This is a genomic window from Swingsia samuiensis, from assembly GCF_006542355.1.
GTDB classification, from domain to species: Bacteria; Pseudomonadota; Alphaproteobacteria; order Acetobacterales; family Acetobacteraceae; genus Gluconobacter; species Gluconobacter samuiensis.
The window spans coordinates 166,736-187,503 of sequence record NZ_CP038141.1 but is presented as its reverse complement, the minus strand read 5'-3'; the positions used below and the strand labels follow the sequence as shown (position 1 = coordinate 187,503).

General features: G+C 47.5%; 16 protein-coding genes. All 16 read right to left on the bottom strand.

Annotation, left to right across the window (positions count from 1 at the left end):
• Positions 1 to 22: 22 nt before the first annotated feature.
• The 16 genes from ligA to E3D00_RS00790 all read right to left on the bottom strand — a co-directional run bounded on the left by ligA (position 23) and on the right by E3D00_RS00790 (position 20,766).
• Positions 23 to 2,059, bottom strand: coding sequence for an NAD-dependent DNA ligase LigA (gene ligA, locus E3D00_RS00865; protein WP_141459099.1), 2,037 nt, complete (start codon positions 2,057 to 2,059; stop codon positions 23 to 25).
• A 4-nt stretch (positions 2,060 to 2,063) separates the two neighbouring features.
• Entirely contained in the window at positions 2,064 to 3,776 is a 1,713-nt protein-coding gene (recN, locus tag E3D00_RS00860; protein ID WP_141459097.1) for a DNA repair protein RecN, read from the bottom strand.
• A gap of 45 nt (positions 3,777 to 3,821) precedes the next feature.
• The gene (locus E3D00_RS00855) at positions 3,822 to 4,709 is read right to left on the bottom strand and encodes an outer membrane protein assembly factor BamD (protein WP_141459095.1); all 888 of its coding nucleotides are present in this window, start codon (positions 4,707 to 4,709) and stop codon (positions 3,822 to 3,824) included.
• Positions 4,710 to 4,779: 70 nt separating this feature from the next.
• A complete protein-coding gene (gene lpxC / locus E3D00_RS00850) occupies positions 4,780 to 5,772 on the bottom strand; it encodes a UDP-3-O-acyl-N-acetylglucosamine deacetylase (protein WP_141459093.1) in 993 nt (330 codons plus the stop codon).
• A gap of 146 nt (positions 5,773 to 5,918) precedes the next feature.
• Positions 5,919 to 7,475, bottom strand: coding sequence for a cell division protein FtsZ (gene ftsZ / locus E3D00_RS00845; protein ID WP_141459091.1), 1,557 nt, complete (start codon positions 7,473 to 7,475; stop codon positions 5,919 to 5,921).
• A 56-nt stretch (positions 7,476 to 7,531) separates the two neighbouring features.
• On the bottom strand, positions 7,532 to 8,932 hold the full coding sequence (ftsA, locus tag E3D00_RS00840) for a cell division protein FtsA (RefSeq protein WP_141459089.1): 1,401 nt from the start codon (positions 8,930 to 8,932) through the stop codon (positions 7,532 to 7,534).
• Positions 8,925 to 9,872 (bottom strand): cell division protein FtsQ/DivIB, encoded by a 948-nt coding sequence (locus tag E3D00_RS00835; protein WP_141459087.1) that lies wholly within the window; start codon positions 9,870 to 9,872, stop codon positions 8,925 to 8,927. The genes ftsA and E3D00_RS00835 overlap by 8 nt, the downstream gene beginning before the upstream one ends.
• Positions 9,872 to 10,783, bottom strand: coding sequence for a D-alanine--D-alanine ligase (locus E3D00_RS00830; protein ID WP_141459085.1), 912 nt, complete (start codon positions 10,781 to 10,783; stop codon positions 9,872 to 9,874). The genes E3D00_RS00835 and E3D00_RS00830 overlap by 1 nt, the downstream gene beginning before the upstream one ends.
• Positions 10,780 to 11,697 carry a UDP-N-acetylmuramate dehydrogenase gene (murB, locus tag E3D00_RS00825; RefSeq protein ID WP_141459083.1) on the bottom strand — a complete coding sequence of 306 codons (918 nt, stop codon included), beginning with the start codon at positions 11,695 to 11,697 and terminating at the stop codon, positions 10,780 to 10,782. Before murB ends, E3D00_RS00830 begins: the two co-directional genes overlap by 4 nt.
• Positions 11,694 to 13,133, bottom strand: a complete 1,440-nt coding sequence (gene murC / locus E3D00_RS00820) for a UDP-N-acetylmuramate--L-alanine ligase (RefSeq protein ID WP_141459081.1) — start codon at positions 13,131 to 13,133, stop codon at positions 11,694 to 11,696. Before murC ends, murB begins: the two co-directional genes overlap by 4 nt.
• 55 nt (positions 13,134 to 13,188) lie before the next feature.
• Positions 13,189 to 14,280 carry an undecaprenyldiphospho-muramoylpentapeptide beta-N-acetylglucosaminyltransferase gene (gene murG / locus E3D00_RS00815; protein ID WP_141459078.1) on the bottom strand — a complete coding sequence of 364 codons (1,092 nt, stop codon included), beginning with the start codon at positions 14,278 to 14,280 and terminating at the stop codon, positions 13,189 to 13,191.
• Positions 14,277 to 15,470 (bottom strand): FtsW/RodA/SpoVE family cell cycle protein, encoded by a 1,194-nt coding sequence (locus tag E3D00_RS00810; RefSeq protein WP_141459076.1) that lies wholly within the window; start codon positions 15,468 to 15,470, stop codon positions 14,277 to 14,279. Before E3D00_RS00810 ends, murG begins: the two co-directional genes overlap by 4 nt.
• Before the next feature lie 49 nt (positions 15,471 to 15,519).
• Entirely contained in the window at positions 15,520 to 16,824 is a 1,305-nt protein-coding gene (gene murD / locus E3D00_RS00805) for a UDP-N-acetylmuramoyl-L-alanine--D-glutamate ligase (RefSeq protein WP_141459075.1), read from the bottom strand.
• Positions 16,821 to 17,912 (bottom strand): phospho-N-acetylmuramoyl-pentapeptide-transferase, encoded by a 1,092-nt coding sequence (gene mraY / locus E3D00_RS00800; RefSeq protein ID WP_141459073.1) that lies wholly within the window; start codon positions 17,910 to 17,912, stop codon positions 16,821 to 16,823. Before mraY ends, murD begins: the two co-directional genes overlap by 4 nt.
• A complete protein-coding gene (locus E3D00_RS00795; RefSeq protein ID WP_141459071.1) occupies positions 17,912 to 19,294 on the bottom strand; it encodes a UDP-N-acetylmuramoyl-tripeptide--D-alanyl-D-alanine ligase in 1,383 nt (460 codons plus the stop codon). Before E3D00_RS00795 ends, mraY begins: the two co-directional genes overlap by 1 nt.
• Positions 19,291 to 20,766: a UDP-N-acetylmuramoyl-L-alanyl-D-glutamate--2,6-diaminopimelate ligase gene (locus E3D00_RS00790; protein WP_141462314.1), complete on the bottom strand. Its 1,476-nt coding sequence runs from the start codon at positions 20,764 to 20,766 to the stop codon at positions 19,291 to 19,293. Before E3D00_RS00790 ends, E3D00_RS00795 begins: the two co-directional genes overlap by 4 nt.
• Positions 20,767 to 20,768: the final 2 nt, after the last annotated feature.

The following is a 20,768-nucleotide window of genomic DNA, read 5'->3' as shown; positions in this document are numbered from 1 at the left end:
CTCTTATGATTGCGACTGAAATTTAAATCCCAGCCAAAGTTCTCCACTCTGCTTCACTTATGGTTTTAATACCGAGGTCAGCTGCTTTCTTAGCTTTTGAACCCGCTTTTTCACCTAAAACGACTAAAGACGTTTTTTTTGAAACACTATCCGTTACTTGTGCCCCTAAACGTTCGGCAAGAGCTTTTGCTTCGGGGCGTGCCATGGTTGTGAGTGTTCCGGTAAAGACAATGATCTGCCCAGAAAGATGCCCTTCAGCAGGAGCTTCTTCCGGTTCAAGGTGGTGCATTTCGCGCCTTAAATCATCAATGGCTTCAAGGTTATGCTCTTCGGAGAAGAAAGCAACGAGTTCATCAGCTATAGCTTCGCCAACGCCCATGATGGAGCCAAGGCTAGAGCGTTCTTCACTTTCAGGTTGTGCGGCGATCATAGCGCTGCGCCAGTTCTCAAAGGTTTGGTAGTGACGGGCCAGCAGTTGAGCATTGCGCTCACCAATCCGGCGAATACCTAGTCCGTAAATAAAGCGGGAAAGGGGGAGTATCCTGCGTTCTTCAATAGCATTTAACAGATTTTGGACAGAGAGTTGCCCCCAACCCTCACGTTTCTCAAGAGCTTCTTGATGCTGTTTAAGACGAAAAATATCACCGGGTTTTAGGATGAGACCAGCGGCATGAAATTCACGGATACTGCGTTCCCCAAGGCCATCAATATCAAAGGCCAGTCTGGAAACCATGTGAATGAGACGTTCTACCACTTGCGCCTCACACGTTAACCCTCCCGTGCAACGGCGGACAGCTTCTCCATGCACACGTTCTGCTAAGGAGCCGCAAACGGGGCAATGATCAGGAAAGTGGAAGGGAGGTTTTCTGTCAGTCTCAGTTTTAACGGCCTCAAGGATTTGTGGGATAACATCACCCGCCCGTTGGATTTTAACGAGATCACCTTCACGGACATCTTTACGATTAATTTCGTCTTCATTGTGAAGCGTTGCCCGTGAGACGATCACTCCACCGACGTTAATGGGCTCCAAATGTGCAACAGGAGTAAGAGCGCCTGTTCGGCCAACTTGAATTTCGATTTTGAGCAGTCGGGTCATGGCCTGTTCAGCAGGGAATTTCCACGCGATAGCCCATCGTGGAGCTCGGCCTGCAAAACCGAGGCGATCATGCAAGCTAATATCATTCAGTTTAAAAACAATTCCATCAATATCGTAAGCAAGAGCCGAGCGTTCTTGTGCAAGACGCTCAACATAAGGTGCAATTTCATCTGGATGTTTAATGAGGGTGGAAAGAGGATTAACGTTAAACCCCCATTTTTTAAGCTGTTCTAGATAGTCCCAATGCGTTGTGCTGACGGGGTGAGAAGAAAAGCCTTGGGAATATGCAAAGAGAGAGAGGGGACGGCTTTCTGTAATTTTTGGGTCAAGCTGGCGTAAAGAACCTGATGCTGCATTGCGTGGATTAGCAAAAGGTTTAATCCCTTGAGCTTCTTGCTTTTCATTCAGTTTTAAGAAATTTTCTTTCGAGAGAAAGATTTCACCTCGGATCTCAATATAGTCTGGTGCATCATCGGGAAGTTTTGTTGGGATGTCGTGTAAGGTGCGGAGGTTGGCTGTGACATCTTCCCCAACGAGGCCATTTCCGCGTGTTGTACCTCTTACGAATTTACGGTTTTCATAGGTGAGATTAATCGAAAGGCCGTCTATTTTTGGTTCGGCAACAAATTGAAGGGCTTGTGTTTCTGTCTCATTGAGCCCGAGGAAACGGCTTGCTTTGGAAATAAAACCGTCAAATTCCTCTGTGTTGAAAACATTATCTAATGAAAGCATCGGTGTGCGATGCTTGTGCTTGGTAAAGGTGGCGTCCAGTTCAGCGCCAACGCGTTGGCTGGCTTGGCCTGTTTTCTTTAGCTCAGGATATTCTTCTTCTAATTTTTGTAGTTCCCGGCGTTTTTCATCATATTCTGCGTCAGAAACTTCAGGATCATCTTGATTATAATAGGCGTCATCCCAACGCGCCAAGAGGAGCTCTAATTCTGCATGACGAGTAATGGCTGACATGTAATTATCCTAGGAGTAGGCTATCGGCAGCAGCGCGGGCTGCATCAGTGATGACATCACCAGCAAGCATACGAGCAATTTCTTCTCGTCGTGCGTCATGAGGCAGAGGTTCAGCCAGAGTCTCTGTGCGCTCATTACGGATACGCTTGGCAATGCGTAAATGTTGGTCCCCGCGGGCAGCAACCTGAGGGCTATGTGTGACAACGAGAACTTGGACGTCTTGTGCGACTTTATGAAGTCGATCTCCAATAGAGGAGGCCGTAGCGCCCCCAACACCCGAATCAACTTCGTCAAACACAAGTGTACCGATGTCGGAACGTTGGGCTAAAACCACCTTCAGCGCCAACATTAAGCGTGATAATTCGCCACCGGAGGCAACCTTGGCAAGAGGGCCTGGAGTTTGGCCGGGGTTAGCCGCAATCAGGAAGGATGATTGTTCCATTCCACGGCTATTCCACTGTTCTGCTGAAAGCGGCGTGAGGGAAACAATAAATTGAGCACGCTCAAGCTTAACAGGTTTAAGCTCGCGCATAACGGCTTGTTCAAGCTTTTTGGCGGCTGTTTGGCGTGCTGTAGAAAGTGCTCGTGCTGCGTCCTCATAAGCTTGCTTTGCCTGTGTAACATCGGCTTGGAGTTGTATGAGAGCGGCATTTCCTGTTTCAAGGGCGGCCAGTTTTTCTTGAAGTGAGGCCAAAAAACGGGGAAGTTCAGCAACGGAAATATTATGTTTGCGAGCTTCTGCCCGTAAGGCAAATAGACGCTCTTCCGTTTCTTCAAGCAGGCGAGGGTCACCTTCCGTATCAGAAGCAAGGCGGGTGAGTAACATCTCGGCATCCGCAAGAGCTTCTTCTGCTTTTTCCAGAGCGTCGAGAGCTTCTTGCGCTTGGGTATGATGCGTAGAGTTCAGACTTTCTGTTTCAGACGCGCTCGGTAATAAGCGCGCAAGAGCACGGCTTGCCGCACGAAGGGCAGACGCTGGGCCACTAGAGCGCCTGTCCCGAGGCGTGAGTTCAGACAAAGCGGCGGCTACTGCTTCTCCACGGCGCTCATCTTGTTGCAGATTAATGCGCATTGCCGCGAGACTTTCTTCTTCACCCTCTTGAGGGGCAAGGGCTGAAAGGTCTTCGACAGTAAGGCGAAGCCACTCTTCTTCGCGTGCCGCCTGTTCAATTTCACGTTGTGCTTTTGTCAAAGCGTCTTGAGCTTTTGCCCACACATGAAAAGACTCATGTGTGCGGATAAGGAGTTCGCGTTTAACACCAAAAGCATCCAATAAGGCGAGGTGAGTGCTTTGGTCAGCCAACCCCATTTGTTCATGCTGGCCTTGGATCTCCACAAGTTGAGAGGCTATTTTACGTAGGAGCGTAATGCCGACTGGCTGATCGGCAATATAAGCGCGCGAGCGCCCATCTAAAGAGACGATACGTCGTAAAACAAGAGGCTCGCTTGGGTCCTCTAGGAGAATACCTTGTTCTTCCAGAAGTGAAAAAATAGGATGATTGTTGGGTGTCTCAAAAGAAGCAGAGACACTGGCTTGGGACGCCCCTGAGCGAATAAGCCCTGCATTGGCACGCTCCCCTAATGCAAGGCCTAAGCTGTCGAGTAGGATTGATTTTCCTGCTCCAGTTTCCCCCGTGAGAACCGTTAAACCGGTGGAAAACGAAAGATCGAGTTTCTCGATCAATACAACATCCCGGATGGATAAGTGGATCAGCATAAGAAGTATATTGTATGTGAAGAGACGTTATTCAAACGTCTCATCTTAAAAGATACTATGCCATACTCTGGAGAAGAATCCACGTGGTTTGCTCGAAGTGTTTTTGGGCTGTTTTAGGTTGTCTGATAGGAGATGGTGGTCTCTCAGCTTATTATAAGCATAGCGATACCATTGACTATCGGGGTAATTATACCCCAGCACAGCAGCTGTCTGACGGGCATCGTCCTTCAGGCCAAGATCCATATCAACCTCAACGATGCGTTCAAGGGCTTCAGGAACGTGGTTAGTTGTTTGGAAGTCCTGAATGACGCGCTGATAACGTGTGAGAGATGCTTCGTAGTTACGTTGTTGCTGGTAGTAACGGCCTACAAGCATTTCCTTACCTGCCAAGTGGTCACGGCAAAGATCAATCTTGAGTTGAGCATCACGCGCATAGGCTGTTTGTGGGAAGCGCGTAATCACTTCTTCCAAAGCATCCATCGCTTCGACCGTGCCCTGCTGATCACGTTGTACATCAGCAATCTGTTCGTAATAGCAAAGAGCTCTTAAATAAAAAGCATAGGCTGCATCTGGGCTGGTTGGGTGCAGTTGTAAATAGCGTTCAAGCTGCTGGACGGAGAGGGCATATTCCCCTTGTAGATAGTAGGCATAACCTTCCATCAACTCAGCATTACCCGTAAAGCCAGAATAGGGATAATTCTGCTGTAGAAGCTCAAACTCTCCAGCCGCTAGCTTATAATGCCCAGAATGGAGAGCATCGATTCCATAATTATAGAGCGTTTCAGCATCAGCATTTTTAGGTGCTTCAAGCTTTTTATTATTATCTGAACTACAGCTCGATAATAATAGAAGCCCACTGATGAAAGCAATCTTAAGAGACGAATCGTTTCTGATTGCGGCTATTCTGGAGTGATGCTGTTTACTTTTTACCATACCTGCTTCTTCCCGTGGAAATACTCTTATATCATGTGATTTGAACGGGAAAAGACCTTTGTCACGATCATTATGCAGCAACACATGAAGGAATAGGGGTGTTTTCCAAAGGAATGGACGTTTTTGGCTCTTCGAAAGACCAGTTTTTCGGGTCAGAAAAGACAGCATGCAAGAGTTCGTTATTGAGTTTATGGCCTGATTTATGCCCGATAAACCCACCTTGGATACGGTAGCCGCTGCAATAAAGATCCCCAATGGCATCCAGAAGTTTATGCCGTGCAAATTCACGATCAATTCTTAATCCCTCGGGGTTCAGAATATGATCGTTATCCACCACGATAGCATTTTCTAAAGAACCGCCGCGGGCTAGCCCAATGCTATGGAGATATTCAATATCTTTTAGGTTTACAAAAGTACGGCAGAAAGAAATCTCTTTTAGAAAACGTTCTTTATCAAGTGTCATGGCATAGCGCTGATGGCCAATCGCTGAAGCCGCAAAATCAAGAGAAATAGCCAATGATAGATCTTGGGGAGTGGGTTGAAGCTCTGCGAAAGCCCCATCTTTTCCCTCTACGCGGACTGTTTGTCGTATTTTAATAACGCGACGAGGTGCTTCAAGAGTTTTCTGACCGGCACAGCGGATAAGGAAAGTAAAAGAATCGGCAGATCCGTCTAATATGGGTACTTCAGGTCCATTGAGAGAAATAATGACATTATCAATCTCAAGGCCATGTAACGCAGCCATGAGGTGCTCAATCGTTGCAACTTTCAAGGAGGGATTTTCCTTGCATGCCACTACGGTAGAAAGTTGTGTATCAACAATTCGATCATGGCGAACAGGGAAAGGATATGAATCAGCTAAATCACTACGGTGAATTAAAATCCCTGTATCTGCATCGGCTGGGATAAGCTTCAGTTCGACTTCCTGTCCTGTATGCAGAGCAACGCCTTTACAGGAAATGGTGGAAGCAAGAGTGGTCTGCAGGTTTTGAGCGTTCGCCTGCTCCAAAAACGAACATGTCTTTAAATGATGTTGTGTTGAGGAAACATTTTTTTGAAGCATAAGCGTAACCTGCGTATTTCTCCCAAGGTAACGATTTAGTGTTATTAAAGATCATAACAGCATAAAGTGCCATTCAATCATTGTTGCAGGATGTTACGGTACAAAAAAAGCCCCTCAAGAGAGGGGCTTTGGAAGGCAAGAAATTTTTAATCCTTGCGTCGTAAATAGGCTGGAATATCCAGACTTCCATCATCAAGGCTCGGTGTTTCTTGGCGCTGAGGAGGCGGGTTGGCCGTATTGCTGCGCTCAGCTGTATGATACGGATCTGGCATATTTGGCTCGGCCCGAGGAGCTTCTTGCACATCTTGATGTGCTGGACGGCTTCTAAACGCACCAGTTACAAGGCCGAAGAGGCTTCGTGGTGCTGGTTCTGGTGCGGGGGGTGTTCGTTGAGGCTCTGAAAAAAGGCCAGACCGTTGTTGAGTGTGTGTTTGTTCAGCCTGCGAGGGAACCTCAGGAGCAGGAGGCACTGGCTGAGGCGTAACATTCGGCGCATTTTGCTGAGGAGCAGCGGGAGCTGCTGAGGGCGTGTGTGGCGGTTGTTGGTGTGCTTGCGTATTTTGCGGCTGCGGTGAGTAAGTTGGGCGAGGAGGGCCGCCTGCATAAGTTGACCCGGGCTGGAAAGGAGGCGTTGGGCGTGCTGTCGTTTGCTGAGGTGTTGCTACTTGAGGGGCGGCAGAAGTATTATTGCGTTCAGCTGTGATTGTTTTATTTTGGGCATCAATATCAATTCCTGTTGCAACAACAGAGACACGAATTTTGCCGCTGAGACTATCGTCAATAGATGTTCCGAAAATAATGTTGGCATCTTCGGCAACTTCTTCACGAATACGATCTGCTGCCGCATTGACTTCGTAAAGAGTCAAATCTTCGCCGCCTGTGATATTAATAAGCAAGCCACGTGCGCCAGCCATGGAAGCATCTTCAAGGAGCGGATTGGAAATAGCACGTTCAGCAGCCAGCGTTGCCCTGTCATCTCCATCTTCTTCTGTCGATGATTCACCTGTTCCCATCATGGCCTTACCCATTTCTTCCATGACGGATTTAACGTCAGCAAAGTCAAGGTTAATCAGCCCTGGGGAAACCATGAGATCCGTAATACCGCGGACACCCATATTCAACACATTATCAGCCATAAGGAAGGCTTCACGAAGTGTTGTGTTTTGGTTCGCTGAATTGAAAAGGTTTTGGTTCGGGATAACAATCAGCGTATCAACGTGCTTTTGCAGTTCTGATATACCATTGTCAGCAAGAGCTGCGCGACGTTTACCTTCAAAATTGAAAGGTTTTGAAACGACACCAACGGTAAGAATACCTTTTTCGCGTGCCATTCTGGCAATGACTGGGGCTGCACCTGTCCCTGTTCCCCCCCCCATTCCGGCAGTGATGAAGACAAGATTTGCACCTTCAAGTTGGCGGTCAATTTCTTGAGTAGCTTCTTCTGCGGCTTCACGGCCAATATCAGGCTTTGCACCTGCGCCTAAGCCGCGTGTTAAATGCGGCCCTAGTTGAACGCGGCGTTCTGCGCTGGAGTGAGCGAGCTGTTGTGCGTCAGTGTTAGCAACAACAAACTCAACTCCTTTCAAATTTGAGCTAATCATATTGTTGACGGCATTTGTGCCGCCACCGCCAACGCCAATCACGGTAATCCGTGGGGTTAGCTCAACGTGAGAGTTCGGTGTCGGTGTAAGGTTCAGCGTCATAATCAAAGGCCCGGAACTGCGAAAAAGCAACGGAAAAAGTTATTTTATTGTTTAGCTCATACGCGCGTGCGTATGAAGCCCATTAAGCGTTTTACAAAACCATGTGATCGATTTTCTTCGGAAACGGAAATATCTCCGAATTGACGATCGGCTCCCGCTGCCCACGCTAAAAGTCCGGCAGCAGTAGAGAAACCCGCAGAAGCGGCTGCGGTTTCAGGAAGTCCAAAAACATTTGATGGTTTTCCCATTCTGACAGGTCGAGCAAGGATGCGTGAAGCCACAGGAGTGAGCCCTTCCAAGAGGGATGCGCCGCCGGTCAGAACGACGCGGCTGTTAGTGAAACGGCCTAGTCCAGAATTGTCGAGTGATTGTCTCACAAGCTCAAGAGTTTCTTCAATACGTGGTTGAATAACAGAGATAATTTTGGCTCGAGGGATGCGTGCTAAACGGTCGTGTCGTTCGCCTATTAAAGGGACAGAGAGAAACTCTCGTTGATCGTCAGAGCCCATTTGAGCCGCGCCATACATCGTTTTCAGTCGTTCAGCAGTATCAAGAGAAGTTGATAGGACCCCAGCAATATCTCGAGTGACATGGAGCCCCCCAACTGGGATTTGAGCTGTATGAAGAAGTTTACCTTCACAGAAAACAGCAAGGGATGTGGTGCCGCCTCCCATCTCAACAACGGTAACCCCAAGATCGCGTTCTTCAGGTGCTAAAACGGACAAACCAGATGCAAGAGGACTAGAGACAAGAGCATCTAGTTTAAGTTCTGCATGTTGCAAGACAGTATCAAGTGTTCGTAAAGCACTGGAGTTCATGTCGATGATATTGAGCTTGGAGTTGATTTGCTCCCCTTGATGCCCTCTCGGATCAACAATTCCATACATACGGTCCACCATATACCCGATCGGAAGTGTATGTATGATGTCACGGCCTTCTTGCCATGCTTTAGCTTGACCTTCGGCAATAAGACGCTGGACATCCCCGTCTGTAACCTCGCGTCCCCCCAAAGGAAGATGACAGTCCACTAATCGGCTATGAGGGTGCCCGCAAGAGAGATTAACTACCAGCGAATCTATCCGGCGCTCGGCAGCTTCTTCCGCTTGGCCAACAGTTGCACGAATAACCGCTTCTGCTTTTTGAATATCAACAATAGAGCCTGTACGAACCCCATGTGACCGCCGCCACCCATAGCCAACAACCTCTAGAGAACCATTATTATTCCCCCGACCGATTAGGCAGGTAACTTTTGTGGTTCCAATATCCAAAGCGCCAAAATATCCAGAGCGCCATGACAGAGGCTTTTCTTTTTCATCAGGTGGAAGGGCAAGAATCTCACGTGATTTCTTGGTTGAAACCAAGTCCTGCTCTCCCTTCCCGGGGATAAGAGAGCGCCCGCGTAGGCCGCGGCGCCGACGAAAAGCAGGAAGGTCAGAGGAAGGGGTGAGATCAGTCATGAGTGTGTGTTGTCTGATTGGAAACAGAGGCGGGCGAAGTAGTAGCATCTGAAGATGCAGGGGGTGGTGTTGGTGGTAAGCGGATCACCATTTGATCAGGTGAGCGCATGTCAATAGAAATAACAGGACGATCCAGGAGGTGCATTGATGTTTGATAAAAAGATAGTCGTTTAAAAGCGGCCGCTTCTTCTCCTGCAGGCAATTTAACGGTCACCCCATTTTTTAATGTAGCATCCCACCGTCGATTACCGACACGTACTAAAGCTGTAACATGCTGTTTAACGTCGGGCTCTTTTGTTAAGTCATCGATAATGCTTGCAGCAAATTGATTAGCTCCATCTCCAACGACAAGAGGTAATTGAAGAAAAGCTTGGGCATTTTTCCCTGTCATTCCTTGGTCGGGCACTTCTTCTCCGGCGCGATTGATAAGTGAAAAATGACCATGTCTTTGCCAAACAGCAATCGGGGTTCGTTCAGTTAAAGTAACGACAACCGTGTCTGGCATACGACGTTCTACCGTAGAATGGTCAACAAATGGTAAATCATCAATTTTTTTTCGAGCTTCTTCGACAGAAAAACCAAATATGGGTTGTCCAATACTGGTTCCTAAAGCCTGAAAAATAGAATCTTCACTCGTTATACCGCGTCCATTGATAATAATGTGATGGATCGGTAGCGGTTCCATAGCTATAAGTTTGGCTCTGAAGGGAGCAAAGCGTTCTTCTGATGCCGCATCATATAAAAGACGTGCTCCCACGCCAAAAAGCCCTGCAATAACAAGCAGCACAATTCCAGGACGGATGAGACGTTTTTGTCGTCTCCAAAAAAGCTTGGCTCGTGAAGGACGATCCTCATATGCAGGCATATCGGATGGTCTCGTCTCTCGGAATGGAGAGCGTCGAGCATATTTGGGGTCTTGAGAGCGGAAATCTCTGGGCATTACCGCGCTAATGCCTCCTTAACCATCCAGTCGCATAAGTCTGGATAAGATATACCACAAAATGCAGCTTGTTCAGGCAATAAAGATGTTGGCGTCATCCCGGGTTGAGTGTTTACTTCGAGAATAACAAGATTATTGGTTTGTTCGTCATAACGGAAATCGGTACGACTTGCGCCAGAGCAGCCAATGACTTGATGGGCTTTTAGAGCATATTCAAGTGCTCGTGTGGTGACGTTGGCAGGCAAATCAGCTGGAACAATATGGCGTGACCCTCCGGATTTATACTTGGCCTCAAAATCATAGAAATCAGCAGTCTCTGCCGGTAGAATATCCGTTACGGTGAGTGCTCGATCACCAACAACGGCCGTTGTTAACTCTCGGCCGGGGATGAAGCTTTCAACAAGCATGCTCTCCCCAAACTCCCATTTTTCAGCAATCTCGATGCGACGATTATCTTTCGAATGAACAATCTCTACCCCAACTGAGGAGCCTTCACGGATAGGTTTTATAACGTACGGTGGAGGAAGCGGATCGCCGTTAAGAAGCTCTTTGCGCGTAACAACGCGGCCTTGAGCAACGGGAAGCCCTGCCGCAGCAAGGAGAATACGTGTTGCTTCCTTATCCATGGCGACAGCAGACGCACGAATGTCCGAATGAGTATAAGGAAGATTGAGCCATTCCAATACACCTTGGATTGCACCATCTTCACCTTTAGGGCCATGAAGTGCGTTAAACACAACATCAGGCTGAAGGCTTTGAAGAGCTGAAGCTGTAGCGATGATGTCAGAACCAACGTCAATACCAGTAACGGTGTGACCTTTTTGATTCAAAGCATCAATAACAGCTGTACCACTGACGAGGCTAACAGGACGTTCATTTGAAACACCACCATAAAGGACTGCAATTTTCATAATGTTGGTGTTCCTTTTATTCGGCGGCCAAGACGTTTAATTTCCCAATGCAGATCTATTCCACTTTGGTCTAGTACTTTTTGACGAACAGCATCACCTAAATTCTCAAGATCAGCACTTGTAGCTGTGCCTAGATTTAAGAGAAAATTGCAATGTTTTTCGCTAATCTGTGCTCCGCCGAGTGTCATACCACGGCATCCAGCGGCATCAATTAAAGCCCACGCCTTATGTCCATCAGGATTTCTGAAGGTGGATCCGCCAGTGCGCGCCCGAATAGGCTGAGAGTTTTCACGAGATTCTTTGATTTCGGAGATGCGTTCACGAATTTCTGCTGCGTCTCCTGCTTGGCCTTTCAGGCAAGCTCTGACGACGATGGCATCTTCAGGTAGGTTTGAATGTCGATAAGAAAAACTAAGCTCTTCACATGAGAGGCGTTTGAGTGTGCCGTCAGAGGTTATGATATCAGCCCATTGAAGAACTGCTTTGATATCCGAACCGTACGCTCCAGCATTCATACGAACGGCACCCCCAATAGAGCCGGGGATACCGCTTAGGAACTCAAGCCCTGCTAGGCTTGCCGTAGCGCTATGCTCTGCAACCGTAACATCTAAAGCGGCTGCCCCAGCGATAATCTGGTCTTCCACAACTTGTATTTCTGAAAAACCACGTGTCAGTCGAATAACGGCACCTTCAATTCCATCATCGCGAATGATGACGTTTGAACAGGCACCAAGTACGAGATAAGGCAACTCGGACGGTTTGTTTTTAAGGAATTGAATTAAATCATCCTGATCTTCCGGGATAAACAGCCAGTCCGCAGCGCCCCCGGTGCGGAACCATGTCCGTGGGCCAAGAGGGGCATCTTTCGTTATGCGGCCGCGCAGACCATGCACCGGAAAAGCATCACTGCTCATGCTGAGATGTTTTCCTTCTTTTCTTTTGGTGTGTTTAAATCAACAAGGTCTTGTGGCAGCGTTTGCGCCCATTGTGTAATGTTTCCTGCACCTAAGCAGATCACATAATCACCTGGTTTTGCGATAGCATTGATCATTTCAGGAAGGAGTTCTGGCGAAGGAAGAGGCACAACAGAACGATGGCCTCTGTCACGTAAGCCTTCAACAAGTGCATCCCGATCTGCTCCCGGGATAGGGGCTTCTCCTGCGGCATAGACGTCTGCAACAATGACGGTATCAGCATCATTCATGCAGGTGCAGAAATCATTGAAAAGGACTTGCAGGCGGGAATAACGGTGAGGCTGCATCACGGCAACGACGTTTTTGGCACCCGCTTGGCGAGCAGCTTTAAGCACAGCCGCGATTTCGACAGGGTGATGTCCATAATCATCAATAATCGCAATGCCGTTATATTCACCTGTTCGTGTGAAGCGACGTTTGACCCCGCGGAAGGACGCTAAACCAGAAGCGATGACAGAGTCTTTAATTTCCATTTCTAACGCAACAGCAATCGCCGCCAGAGCATTTAGAACGTTGTGGTGCCCAAGCATCGGAAGGCGGAAAGGGCCTGCGCGGCGTGTTTTGTTTTTTGCGCGGTTTGTGACGACAACTTCAAATGTTGCCCCGCGTTTATCCATGACAATTTTTTCAGCCCGCACATCGGCTTGAGGGCTGAATCCATATGTGATGATGCGATGGTCCGACAGGCGCGGGATCATTTGCTGAACCTGAGGGTGGTCAACGCAAAGGACCGCAAACCCATAAAATGGAATGTTGGAGACGAATTGATGATATCCAGCTTGCATGGTCTCTTCATCGCCCCAATGGTCCAGATGTTCTGGATCCATGTTGGTGACGACGGCAATGACTGCAGGTAAGCGGAGGAAAGAGCCATCACTTTCATCTGCTTCTACAACCATCCAATCACCTGATCCCATGCGGGTATTGGTGCCATAAGCTTCGATGATGCCGCCGTTAATAACAGTAGGGTCAAGGCGCGCATGTTCTAAAACGCATGCAACAAGGCTGGTTGTTGTGGTTTTTCCGTGTGTGCCGCCAATGGCAACAGACCAACGCAAGCGCATCAGCTCGGCCAACATTTCAGCCCGACGGACGACAGGAATGAGTTTTGTCCGTGCAGCCAGAACCTCAGGATTGTCTTTTTTGACAGCCGTAGAGGTGACAACAACCTGTGCATCGCCCAAATTAGAAGCATCATGCCCAATATGAATGGTAATGCCCAATTGTCGCAAACGTTGGACGTTAGCATTTTCTGCAATGTCCGAACCTTGAACTTTATAACCAAGCATATGCAGAACTTCTGCAATGCCGGACATTCCGATACCACCGATACCGACGAAGTGAATTGTTCCAATATTAAGGGGCAGGGCACGCATGAGGCAAATACTCTAAAAATGAAGGGCAAAGAAAGGCTAGATGATTATCTAGAAATTAAAGGGTAGACTCAACCAGGTCAGCTAATTTTTTAGCAGCTTCAGGTTTGGCAAAACGCTGGGCAGCCGCTGCGGCAGTGGCTAGCTTTTCCGGGTTGGTGAGCACGTCTGAAAGCAGAGCTGTTAATGTTGAGGGTTTGAAGTCATTTTGGCGCATCATCCATGTGGCTCCATCATCTTGTAGGACTTGTCCATTCGCCCCTTGCTCATCTGAGGCTGCAATAGGAAGAGGAACAAGAATAGAAGGGCGACCAACCATAGAGATTTCCGCAACAGAAGAGCCCCCGGCGCGCCCAATCACAAGATGAGCGGCTTTTAATCGTTCTGGAACATCTGTGAAGAAGGGGGCGAGTTCAGCTAAGATACCTGCTTCTTGATAAGCATGCTTGACCAATTCATGGTCTTCTTTGCGAACTTGCTGCGTGACATGCAGGCGTGAACGAAGGCCGATCGGCAGTGCTGCGAGAGCATAAGGAACGACTTCAGAAAAAATATGGGCTCCTAATGAACCGCCCCAGACCAATATATTGATGTTTTCTTTGGGGTGTTCATAACCTATACCAAAAAGGGCTTCGATGCCTGCACGAACAGGCATGCCAGTTAAGGTTGATTGAGCATTTTTAGGAAGACGCGATACGTGTTCATACGATGTTGCAATCAGAGGAGAAAAGCGCGCCACGAAAGCATTGGCTTTTCCTAGAACAGCATTCCCTTCATGAATGATCATTTTGGGGCGTTTTTCTGCTGGCAAAAGGCGCGAGGCAACAAGTGGTGGAAGAGAGGGATATCCTCCAAAACCAACGATAGCACTTGGATTTAACGAGAGTAAGATTTCTCGTGCTTTGATTGTCCCGCGCATCAGGGCGGTTAGTCCTTTAATTTTGTGAGATAGATCTTTCCCTGCGACACCAGCTCCTTCAAGGATATATTGAGGTCTGTCTTTAAAGAAGCCGGATTCACGTTTACCATGACGAGCATCTGTCATTAAAATGAGGTTATGCCCTCGTTCAGCCAGAACAGTTGCGACAGCTTCTGCCGGAAAGAAATGACCGCCGGTTCCACCAGCAGCGATGATAATAGGGCGTTTCATTGAGGATGTCTTTCCAGTAGAGAGCCGGGTTTATAAGATTGAGCGACGCGTTGTGACACTTTGCCTTGTCCAACATGATGCCGGGTAAGGGCAAGTACCATCCCCATTGTTAATGCAACAGACATAGCTGAACTACCGCCGTAAGAAATAAAAGGGAGGGTCATGCCTTTAGTTGGGATAAGGTGAAGAGTGGAGCCCATATTAACGAAAGCTTGCAATCCAAACCCTGTGACAAGCCCGCTCGCTGAAATAATAACGAAAGGATCGTCTTCACGCATTAGTTTGAGTAAGGTGCGAATAACAATTGTTCCAAAAATGAGTATAATTCCAACACAAAGCAAAAGCCCGTATTCTTCACCTGCTACGGCAAAAACGAAGTCAGCATGAGCATCGGGTAAAAGGTCTTTTACTCGACCTTCTCCGGGACCTCGCCCTAAAAGGCCCCCATTACCAAAAGCCCGAAGGGCAGTATCAATCTGATAATGATCACCGACATCAGGGTGTAAGAAACGCTGAACACGTGAACGTACATGAGGGAAAACAATATAAGCTGCACCAAATGCGCCAACCATACTGGCGACACAAAGGCCAACCCAGTAGAGCCTTAGGCCATCGACGAAAAGCTGCGTCATAAAAACCATCGTAATAACGGATAACATTCCGATATCAGGTTGGGACTTCAGCAAAACTAAAATGGCTGCAAAAGATGCAAATGCTAAAAGCATACCCGGAAAGGCAATATTCCCTTTAAGGACAACCGTCCGCCGAGCAGAAAGAAGCCAGCCTGTCACGACAGCAAAGCAAGGTTTTAAAAATTCAGATGGCTGTACAGACATTAAGGGCAGAGAAATCCATCGGCGTGCACCCTTAATTTCCATTCCATGAACAAGTGTCATAGCGGTTGCGCCAAGTGCAATAATCCCTCCGACGAAAGCCAGCTTTTTTATGGTGTTACGCGAGAGGGATGAAACAACAAGAACGATTCCTCCTGCTAAAAGCAAAAAGATAATCTGTTTTAGGATAAACATGTTGCGCGATGCGCCAATACGCGCAGCAACTGAAGGGCTGGCTGCGAGCATTAGAACATAGCCCAGACCAATTAATAGACCAACGCAGGCGAGGGTTACTCTATCCGTATTTCTCCACCAACGAGAGAGGGCAGATGAATCGACACGGGAGGGACCCGCCATTGTTTTTACCTTCCTGTGTTATGTCGTAAGTCTTAGATATAATATGAAATTACGACATTATATGCTTACAAATCTGAACGAAATATGACCCACGGTCTTCAAAGTTACGAAATTGATCAAAACTGGCACATGCTGGAGATAGCAGAACAGTTTTAACATCAGATTGACGTGCCTTTTGGAACGCTTCTGGGACCGCTTTGTCTAACGTTTCAGAACGTGAAAAAGAGACCCCATGTTTGGTAAGAGTTTGGGCAAAAAGTTCTGCATCTTGTCCAATTAAAAAGGCATGATCAATTCGATCAAACCATGGAACAAGCATTTCTATTCCACCTGCCTTTGCTACACCACCCGCAATCCACATGACACGATCATAAGAGGCGAGAGCTTTAGAAGTTGCTTCAGCATTTGTGGCTTTACTATCATTAACAAAAGAAATTCCATCATACTCAGCAACTTTTTGTAAACGATGCTCTAAGCCAGGAAAAGAAGATAGCCCAGAGCGAATATCTTTGTCGTTCAAGCCAAGATGATGCGCCATAGCCCAAACAGCAGCAATATTTTGTCGGTTATGGCGCCCGGGAAGAGCTGAAGCCTCGAACTCCGGTAGATGATCAGGGTCAATAAGTGTGAAGGGTATTTTTCGTTCTTCAAGGTCATGCGCAATTGCGTCACACCAAGGATCATCTTGCCCAAGAACAGCTAAGTCTTTTGGGGTCATATTATCGAACACATGTTTCTTGGCAGAGGTATAGCCTGCCATATCTCCATGACGATCAAGGTGATCTGGTGTAATATTGAGCAAACATGCAGTTGAAGCGTGAAATTGGTGTAAGCGTTCCAGCATGTAGGAAGACATTTCAATCACATACACACCCTCATCTGGGAGGAGAGGTAAGGCCAGAGAGGCTATGCCCAGATTACCGCCTGCCGCACATGGAACATGGGCTGTTTGGAGAATATGGGTGAGCAAGGCAGTTGTTGTTGATTTCCCGTTTGTCCCCGTGATGGAAACAAATCGTGCTTGAGATCCTGCTTTACGTACGGCTTGGAAGAGTAGTTCCGCATCAGATAAGATTGGAACGTTCTGAGCGCGGGCTAAGTCAGCAATGGGATGCGGTTTAGGAAGGTTATGTGGAATACCTGGAGACAGGATGAGCGCACTCATACCTGTTAGGTTAGAGATTGGGGCGAGTGTTAAACGATCATGATGAGGTAATGAGGGTGTTTTATCATCCCAAGCATGAACGTAAGCCCCCATAGCGAGTAGAGATTGAACGACAGCAGCGCCGTTCTTGCCTAACCCATAAACAGCAAAATGCTCATTACTAAAAAGGTTGTGTGGAAAAGAGCTCATCTTAGTTTCAATGTGGCTAGACCACATAGTCCCAGAACAATCGAAACAATCCAGAAACGGATCACAATTTTAGGCTCTTGCCAGCCTTTCTTCTCAAAATGATGGTGTAAAGGGGCCATTAGGAAAACGCGTTTCCCGGTGCGTTTAAACCACAAGACCTGAATAACCACAGAGAGTGTTTCTGCAACGAATACACCTCCCACAAGACAAAGAACCAGTTCATGTTTGACAGCAACAGCGATTGAACCAAGCGCTCCACCAAGTGATAGAGAGCCTGTATCTCCCATAAAAACAGCTGCTGGTGGCGCATTAAACCACAGGAACCCTAAACCGGCTCCAATCAAAGCGGCACAGAAAACACTAAGCTCACCTGTACCGGGAATAGGGTGAAGTTGAAGGTAATCTGCAAAAACATGATTACCGACGAGATAGGAAATAAAAGCGAAAACAAGCGCTGCGATAATCACAGGAACAATAGCCAGACCATCCAAGCCATCTGTGAAGTTTACGGCATTACCAAAGCCTGTAATTGTTATCATGGCAAAGATAGGAAAAGCATATCCTAAAGGAATGAGAATATCTTTTACAAAAGGCAAAGCAACATCATTACGGAGTTCTGGTGGTGTGAGATGTTGCAGCCAGATACCTGCAATGAGTGAGGCAAGAAATTCACACCCTAAACGCATGCGTTTAGAAACACCTTTGGTATTTCGTTTGGAGAGCTTTAAATAATCGTCAGCAAAGCCAACAGCACCGAAAGCCGCTGTTGTGAGCATAACAGCCCAGACGAAACCGTTGGTAAGATCAGCCCACAGAAGGGTGGCTGAAAAGAGGGCGATTAAAATCAGCATCCCCCCCATGGTAGGGGTCCCAGCTTTTTCTAGAATATGACGCTCTGGCCCTAATGTACGGATTGGTTGTCCTCCGCGTTGAATTCGTTTTAATTGAGCAATAAATGGATTTCCGAGCGCAAGGGAAATTAATAAGGCGGTCAGACACGCGCAACCTGAACGAAATGTTAGGTAATGAAAAAGGTTAAAAAAGCCGCCATGCGATGTGGAATGTGTTGCAATAAGATTAAAAAGCATCAGTTGGAAACCGGGTTTGAGGTTTGGTCTAAGAGAGCAATAAGGTCACGCATCCGGCTTCCAAAGCTTCCTTTAACAAGAAGGAGGTCACCAGGTTGAAGGGCAGCGCGTAAAACTGGCGCTAAAGAACGGGAATCTGGTGCATAAGCACCTTGTAGGGCTTTAGGTAGCGCATCATACAGTGCGCGCATATGTTCGCCACAACAAAAAGCAATAGCGTTCGCTGAAATAACACTTTCAGCTAGTGTTCTATGCTCAGCAGCAGCAAATGTTCCCAGCTCTAAGATGTCGCCTAAAGCAACAACATGGCGCTGGGCGGGAAGCAAGGATAGAGTTTCGATCGCGGCGCGTACGCTGGTTGTTGAAGCATTATAGCTTTCATCTAAGAGCTGTACGTTATTTAGAATAGTCCGGATTTGTCCACGACCAGCACTCGGGAGAAAGGTCTTTAAGGCAGATATAGCTGCCGGCAAATCAGCATGAAGGGCTTTTACAGTTCCCAGAACAAGCGCTGCATTGCGTGCTATATGTTTGCCTGGAGCATGCAATTCAACATCGTATTTTTGCTGTGGAACGAGCAAGGTAAAGTGGCTTCCTTCCGCTGTAGAGACGAGGTTCTGGATGCATATATCTGCGGTTGAAGATATCCCACAAGTCCACAATGTTCGATCGTGAGGAATATATTCATGGAAAAAATGTGAACCGATAGCGTCATCAGGAACAATTGCTGTTCCATGAGGTTGGAGGGCAGAAAAGAGAGACGCTTTTTCTTTTGCTATTGCCTCTATACTTCCCATATGGCCCAAATGTGCTGTTCCAATGGTCGTAATAATCGCGACATCTGGTTTAACTTGCTGTGCCAGAGGAAGAATCTCACCGACATGGTTCATGCCAATTTCACTAATGCAATAGTCTGCATCTTTTGGAAGGCGTGCGAGTGTAAGTGGTACTCCCCAATGGTTGTTATAGGAAGCCACTGCGGCATGGGTTTTTCCACTTTTTTGCAATGCTGTGCGGAGCATATCCTTGGTTGTGGTTTTGCCTACGCTTCCGGTAATTGCAATAAGTTTTCCTTTGAACCGTGTCCTTGCATAGTGCCCGAGGGCTATTAACCCTTGCATTGTATCTGCGACCAAAAGCAAGCGTGGATCATCTTTGATAGAGATATCCAGCGTATGGATCATGACACATGCAGCACCGGCCTGTAACGCCTTTTCAATGTGAGCATGCCCATCGCTGTTTTCACCTTGAAGGGCGATGAAAAGGTCTCCCGGTTGTAGAGTTCTTGTATCAATGGAAACGCCGGTAATCATGAGATCATCTGCGACGAGTTTCCCGTGAGTTGCTTGGCGTAATTCGTCGCTTGTCCAAAGAATGTTCATGCTACACCTGCTAATTCGCGTAGAACCTGACGATCGTCAAAAGGTAGGACGGTTTGCCCGACAGTCTGGCCTTGTTCATGGCCTTTTCCGGCAACCACGAGAATGTCTCCCGCTTGAAGGGCATCTAGCCCCGCCGCAATAGCTGCTCTGCGGTCAGCAATTTCTATTGCATCAGGGCAGGCTGCTTTAATTTCGGCACGGATAAGCGTAGGGTCTTCAGAGCGTGGATTATCATCCGTTATGATAGCGATATCTGCCATTTTGGATGCCACGTCTCCCATAAGAGGTCTTTTCCCTCGGTCCCGATCACCACCTGCTCCAAAGACGACGATTAACCGTCCCGTGGTATGGGGGCGTAAACTGGCAAGGACATGTTCCAAAGCATCAGGGGTATGAGCGTAGTCCACATAAGCGGTGGCCCCATTTGATAGTTCAACAGCGCGCTCACAACGCCCGCGCACGCCCGTTAAAGAAGGGAGAAGTTTTAGAACATCATAAGCGGTATTGTCATTTTCCCAGCACATCGCAGCAGCGAGTAAAGCATTCTCAGCTTGGAAAAGTCCCGGTAGAGGAAGATCTATGGGGGCTAGTTCTTCGCCATTAAGCGCAAGCGTAATAGTTTGTCCACTTGGGGTTGGTTGATGATGAATTAAGCGTAAAGAGGTCCCACGTTTTCCCACGCTTCTGAGTTTGATTCCCCGGTTAGCGGCTATATGTGTGAGATCACGGACTGTTTGTGGGTCCATATCTGCGTTGATGGCCGCTATGCCAGTATGTGGTAATAAGTCGGCAAAAAGACGCGTTTTGGCGTTTCGGTAGGCTTCAATCGTTTTGTGATAGTCAAGATGGTCACGGGTGAGGTTGGAAAAACCAGCAGCCGTAATTTTTACACCATCCAAACGATGCTGCTCTAAACCATGAGATGAAGCTTCTAAAGCAACATGCTGCACATTGTTTTTGGCTAAGAGGGCAAGTGTATTGGCTAAAGAAATAGAATCAGGCGTTGTAAGAGAAGGAGGCGGTGGAATATTTGCGTTTGTTATTAAACCTAATGTCCCTAAACTGGCTGCGTTTTTTCCTTGTAATGACCATAACTGACGAAGAAACTCCGCCGTGCTACTTTTTCCATTTGTTCCTGTTATGGCCGCAATAGACGTTGGCTGCGGCCCGGCAAGCTGAGAGGCGGCTAAAGCGAGCAAATGTTTTGCATTTGCGAGGTACAGGATAGGAAAATCATCAGGGAATGAGTGTGTTATTTCGCTGATGGGCGTTTCAGAAATAATGGCATCGGCACCGTTTGTAAGGGCCTGTGGAATATAATCAGCTCCATTGAGGTGTGTCCCCTTCAAAGCAAAAAAGAGCGTCTGTTTTTGTACCGTGCGGCTATTAATAGCGACAGAATAAATATCAGGATCATAAGCAAGTTGTGCTGTAGGGGACGGAATTAAATGTAGAATTTCAGAAAGGCGCATCA

Excerpts from the sequence above, each read along its gene's own strand:
- E3D00_RS00790 (WP_141462314.1), bottom strand. The coding sequence starts at position 20,766 with ATGCGCCTTTCTGAAATTCTACATTTAATTCCGTCCCCTACAGCACAA.
- E3D00_RS00795 (WP_141459071.1), bottom strand. The coding sequence starts at position 19,294 with ATGAACATTCTTTGGACAAGCGACGAATTACGCCAAGCAACTCACGGG.
- ligA (WP_141459099.1), bottom strand. The coding sequence starts at position 2,059 with ATGTCAGCCATTACTCGTCATGCAGAATTAGAGCTCCTCTTGGCGCGT.
- E3D00_RS00835 (WP_141459087.1), bottom strand. The coding sequence starts at position 9,872 with ATGCCCAGAGATTTCCGCTCTCAAGACCCCAAATATGCTCGACGCTCT.
- mraY (WP_141459073.1), bottom strand. The coding sequence starts at position 17,912 with ATGCTTTTTAATCTTATTGCAACACATTCCACATCGCATGGCGGCTTT.
- murB (WP_141459083.1), bottom strand. The coding sequence starts at position 11,697 with ATGAGCAGTGATGCTTTTCCGGTGCATGGTCTGCGCGGCCGCATAACG.
- E3D00_RS00855 (WP_141459095.1), bottom strand. The coding sequence starts at position 4,709 with ATGGTAAAAAGTAAACAGCATCACTCCAGAATAGCCGCAATCAGAAAC.
- ftsZ (WP_141459091.1), bottom strand. The coding sequence starts at position 7,475 with ATGACGCTGAACCTTACACCGACACCGAACTCTCACGTTGAGCTAACC.
- recN (WP_141459097.1), bottom strand. The coding sequence starts at position 3,776 with ATGCTGATCCACTTATCCATCCGGGATGTTGTATTGATCGAGAAACTC.
- ftsA (WP_141459089.1), bottom strand. The coding sequence starts at position 8,932 with ATGACTGATCTCACCCCTTCCTCTGACCTTCCTGCTTTTCGTCGGCGC.
- murD (WP_141459075.1), bottom strand. The coding sequence starts at position 16,824 with ATGAGCTCTTTTCCACACAACCTTTTTAGTAATGAGCATTTTGCTGTT.
- murG (WP_141459078.1), bottom strand. The coding sequence starts at position 14,280 with ATGAAACGCCCTATTATCATCGCTGCTGGTGGAACCGGCGGTCATTTC.
- E3D00_RS00810 (WP_141459076.1), bottom strand. The coding sequence starts at position 15,470 with ATGGCGGGTCCCTCCCGTGTCGATTCATCTGCCCTCTCTCGTTGGTGG.
- lpxC (WP_141459093.1), bottom strand. The coding sequence starts at position 5,772 with ATGCTTCAAAAAAATGTTTCCTCAACACAACATCATTTAAAGACATGT.
- murC (WP_141459081.1), bottom strand. The coding sequence starts at position 13,133 with ATGCGTGCCCTGCCCCTTAATATTGGAACAATTCACTTCGTCGGTATC.
- E3D00_RS00830 (WP_141459085.1), bottom strand. The coding sequence starts at position 10,783 with ATGAAAATTGCAGTCCTTTATGGTGGTGTTTCAAATGAACGTCCTGTT.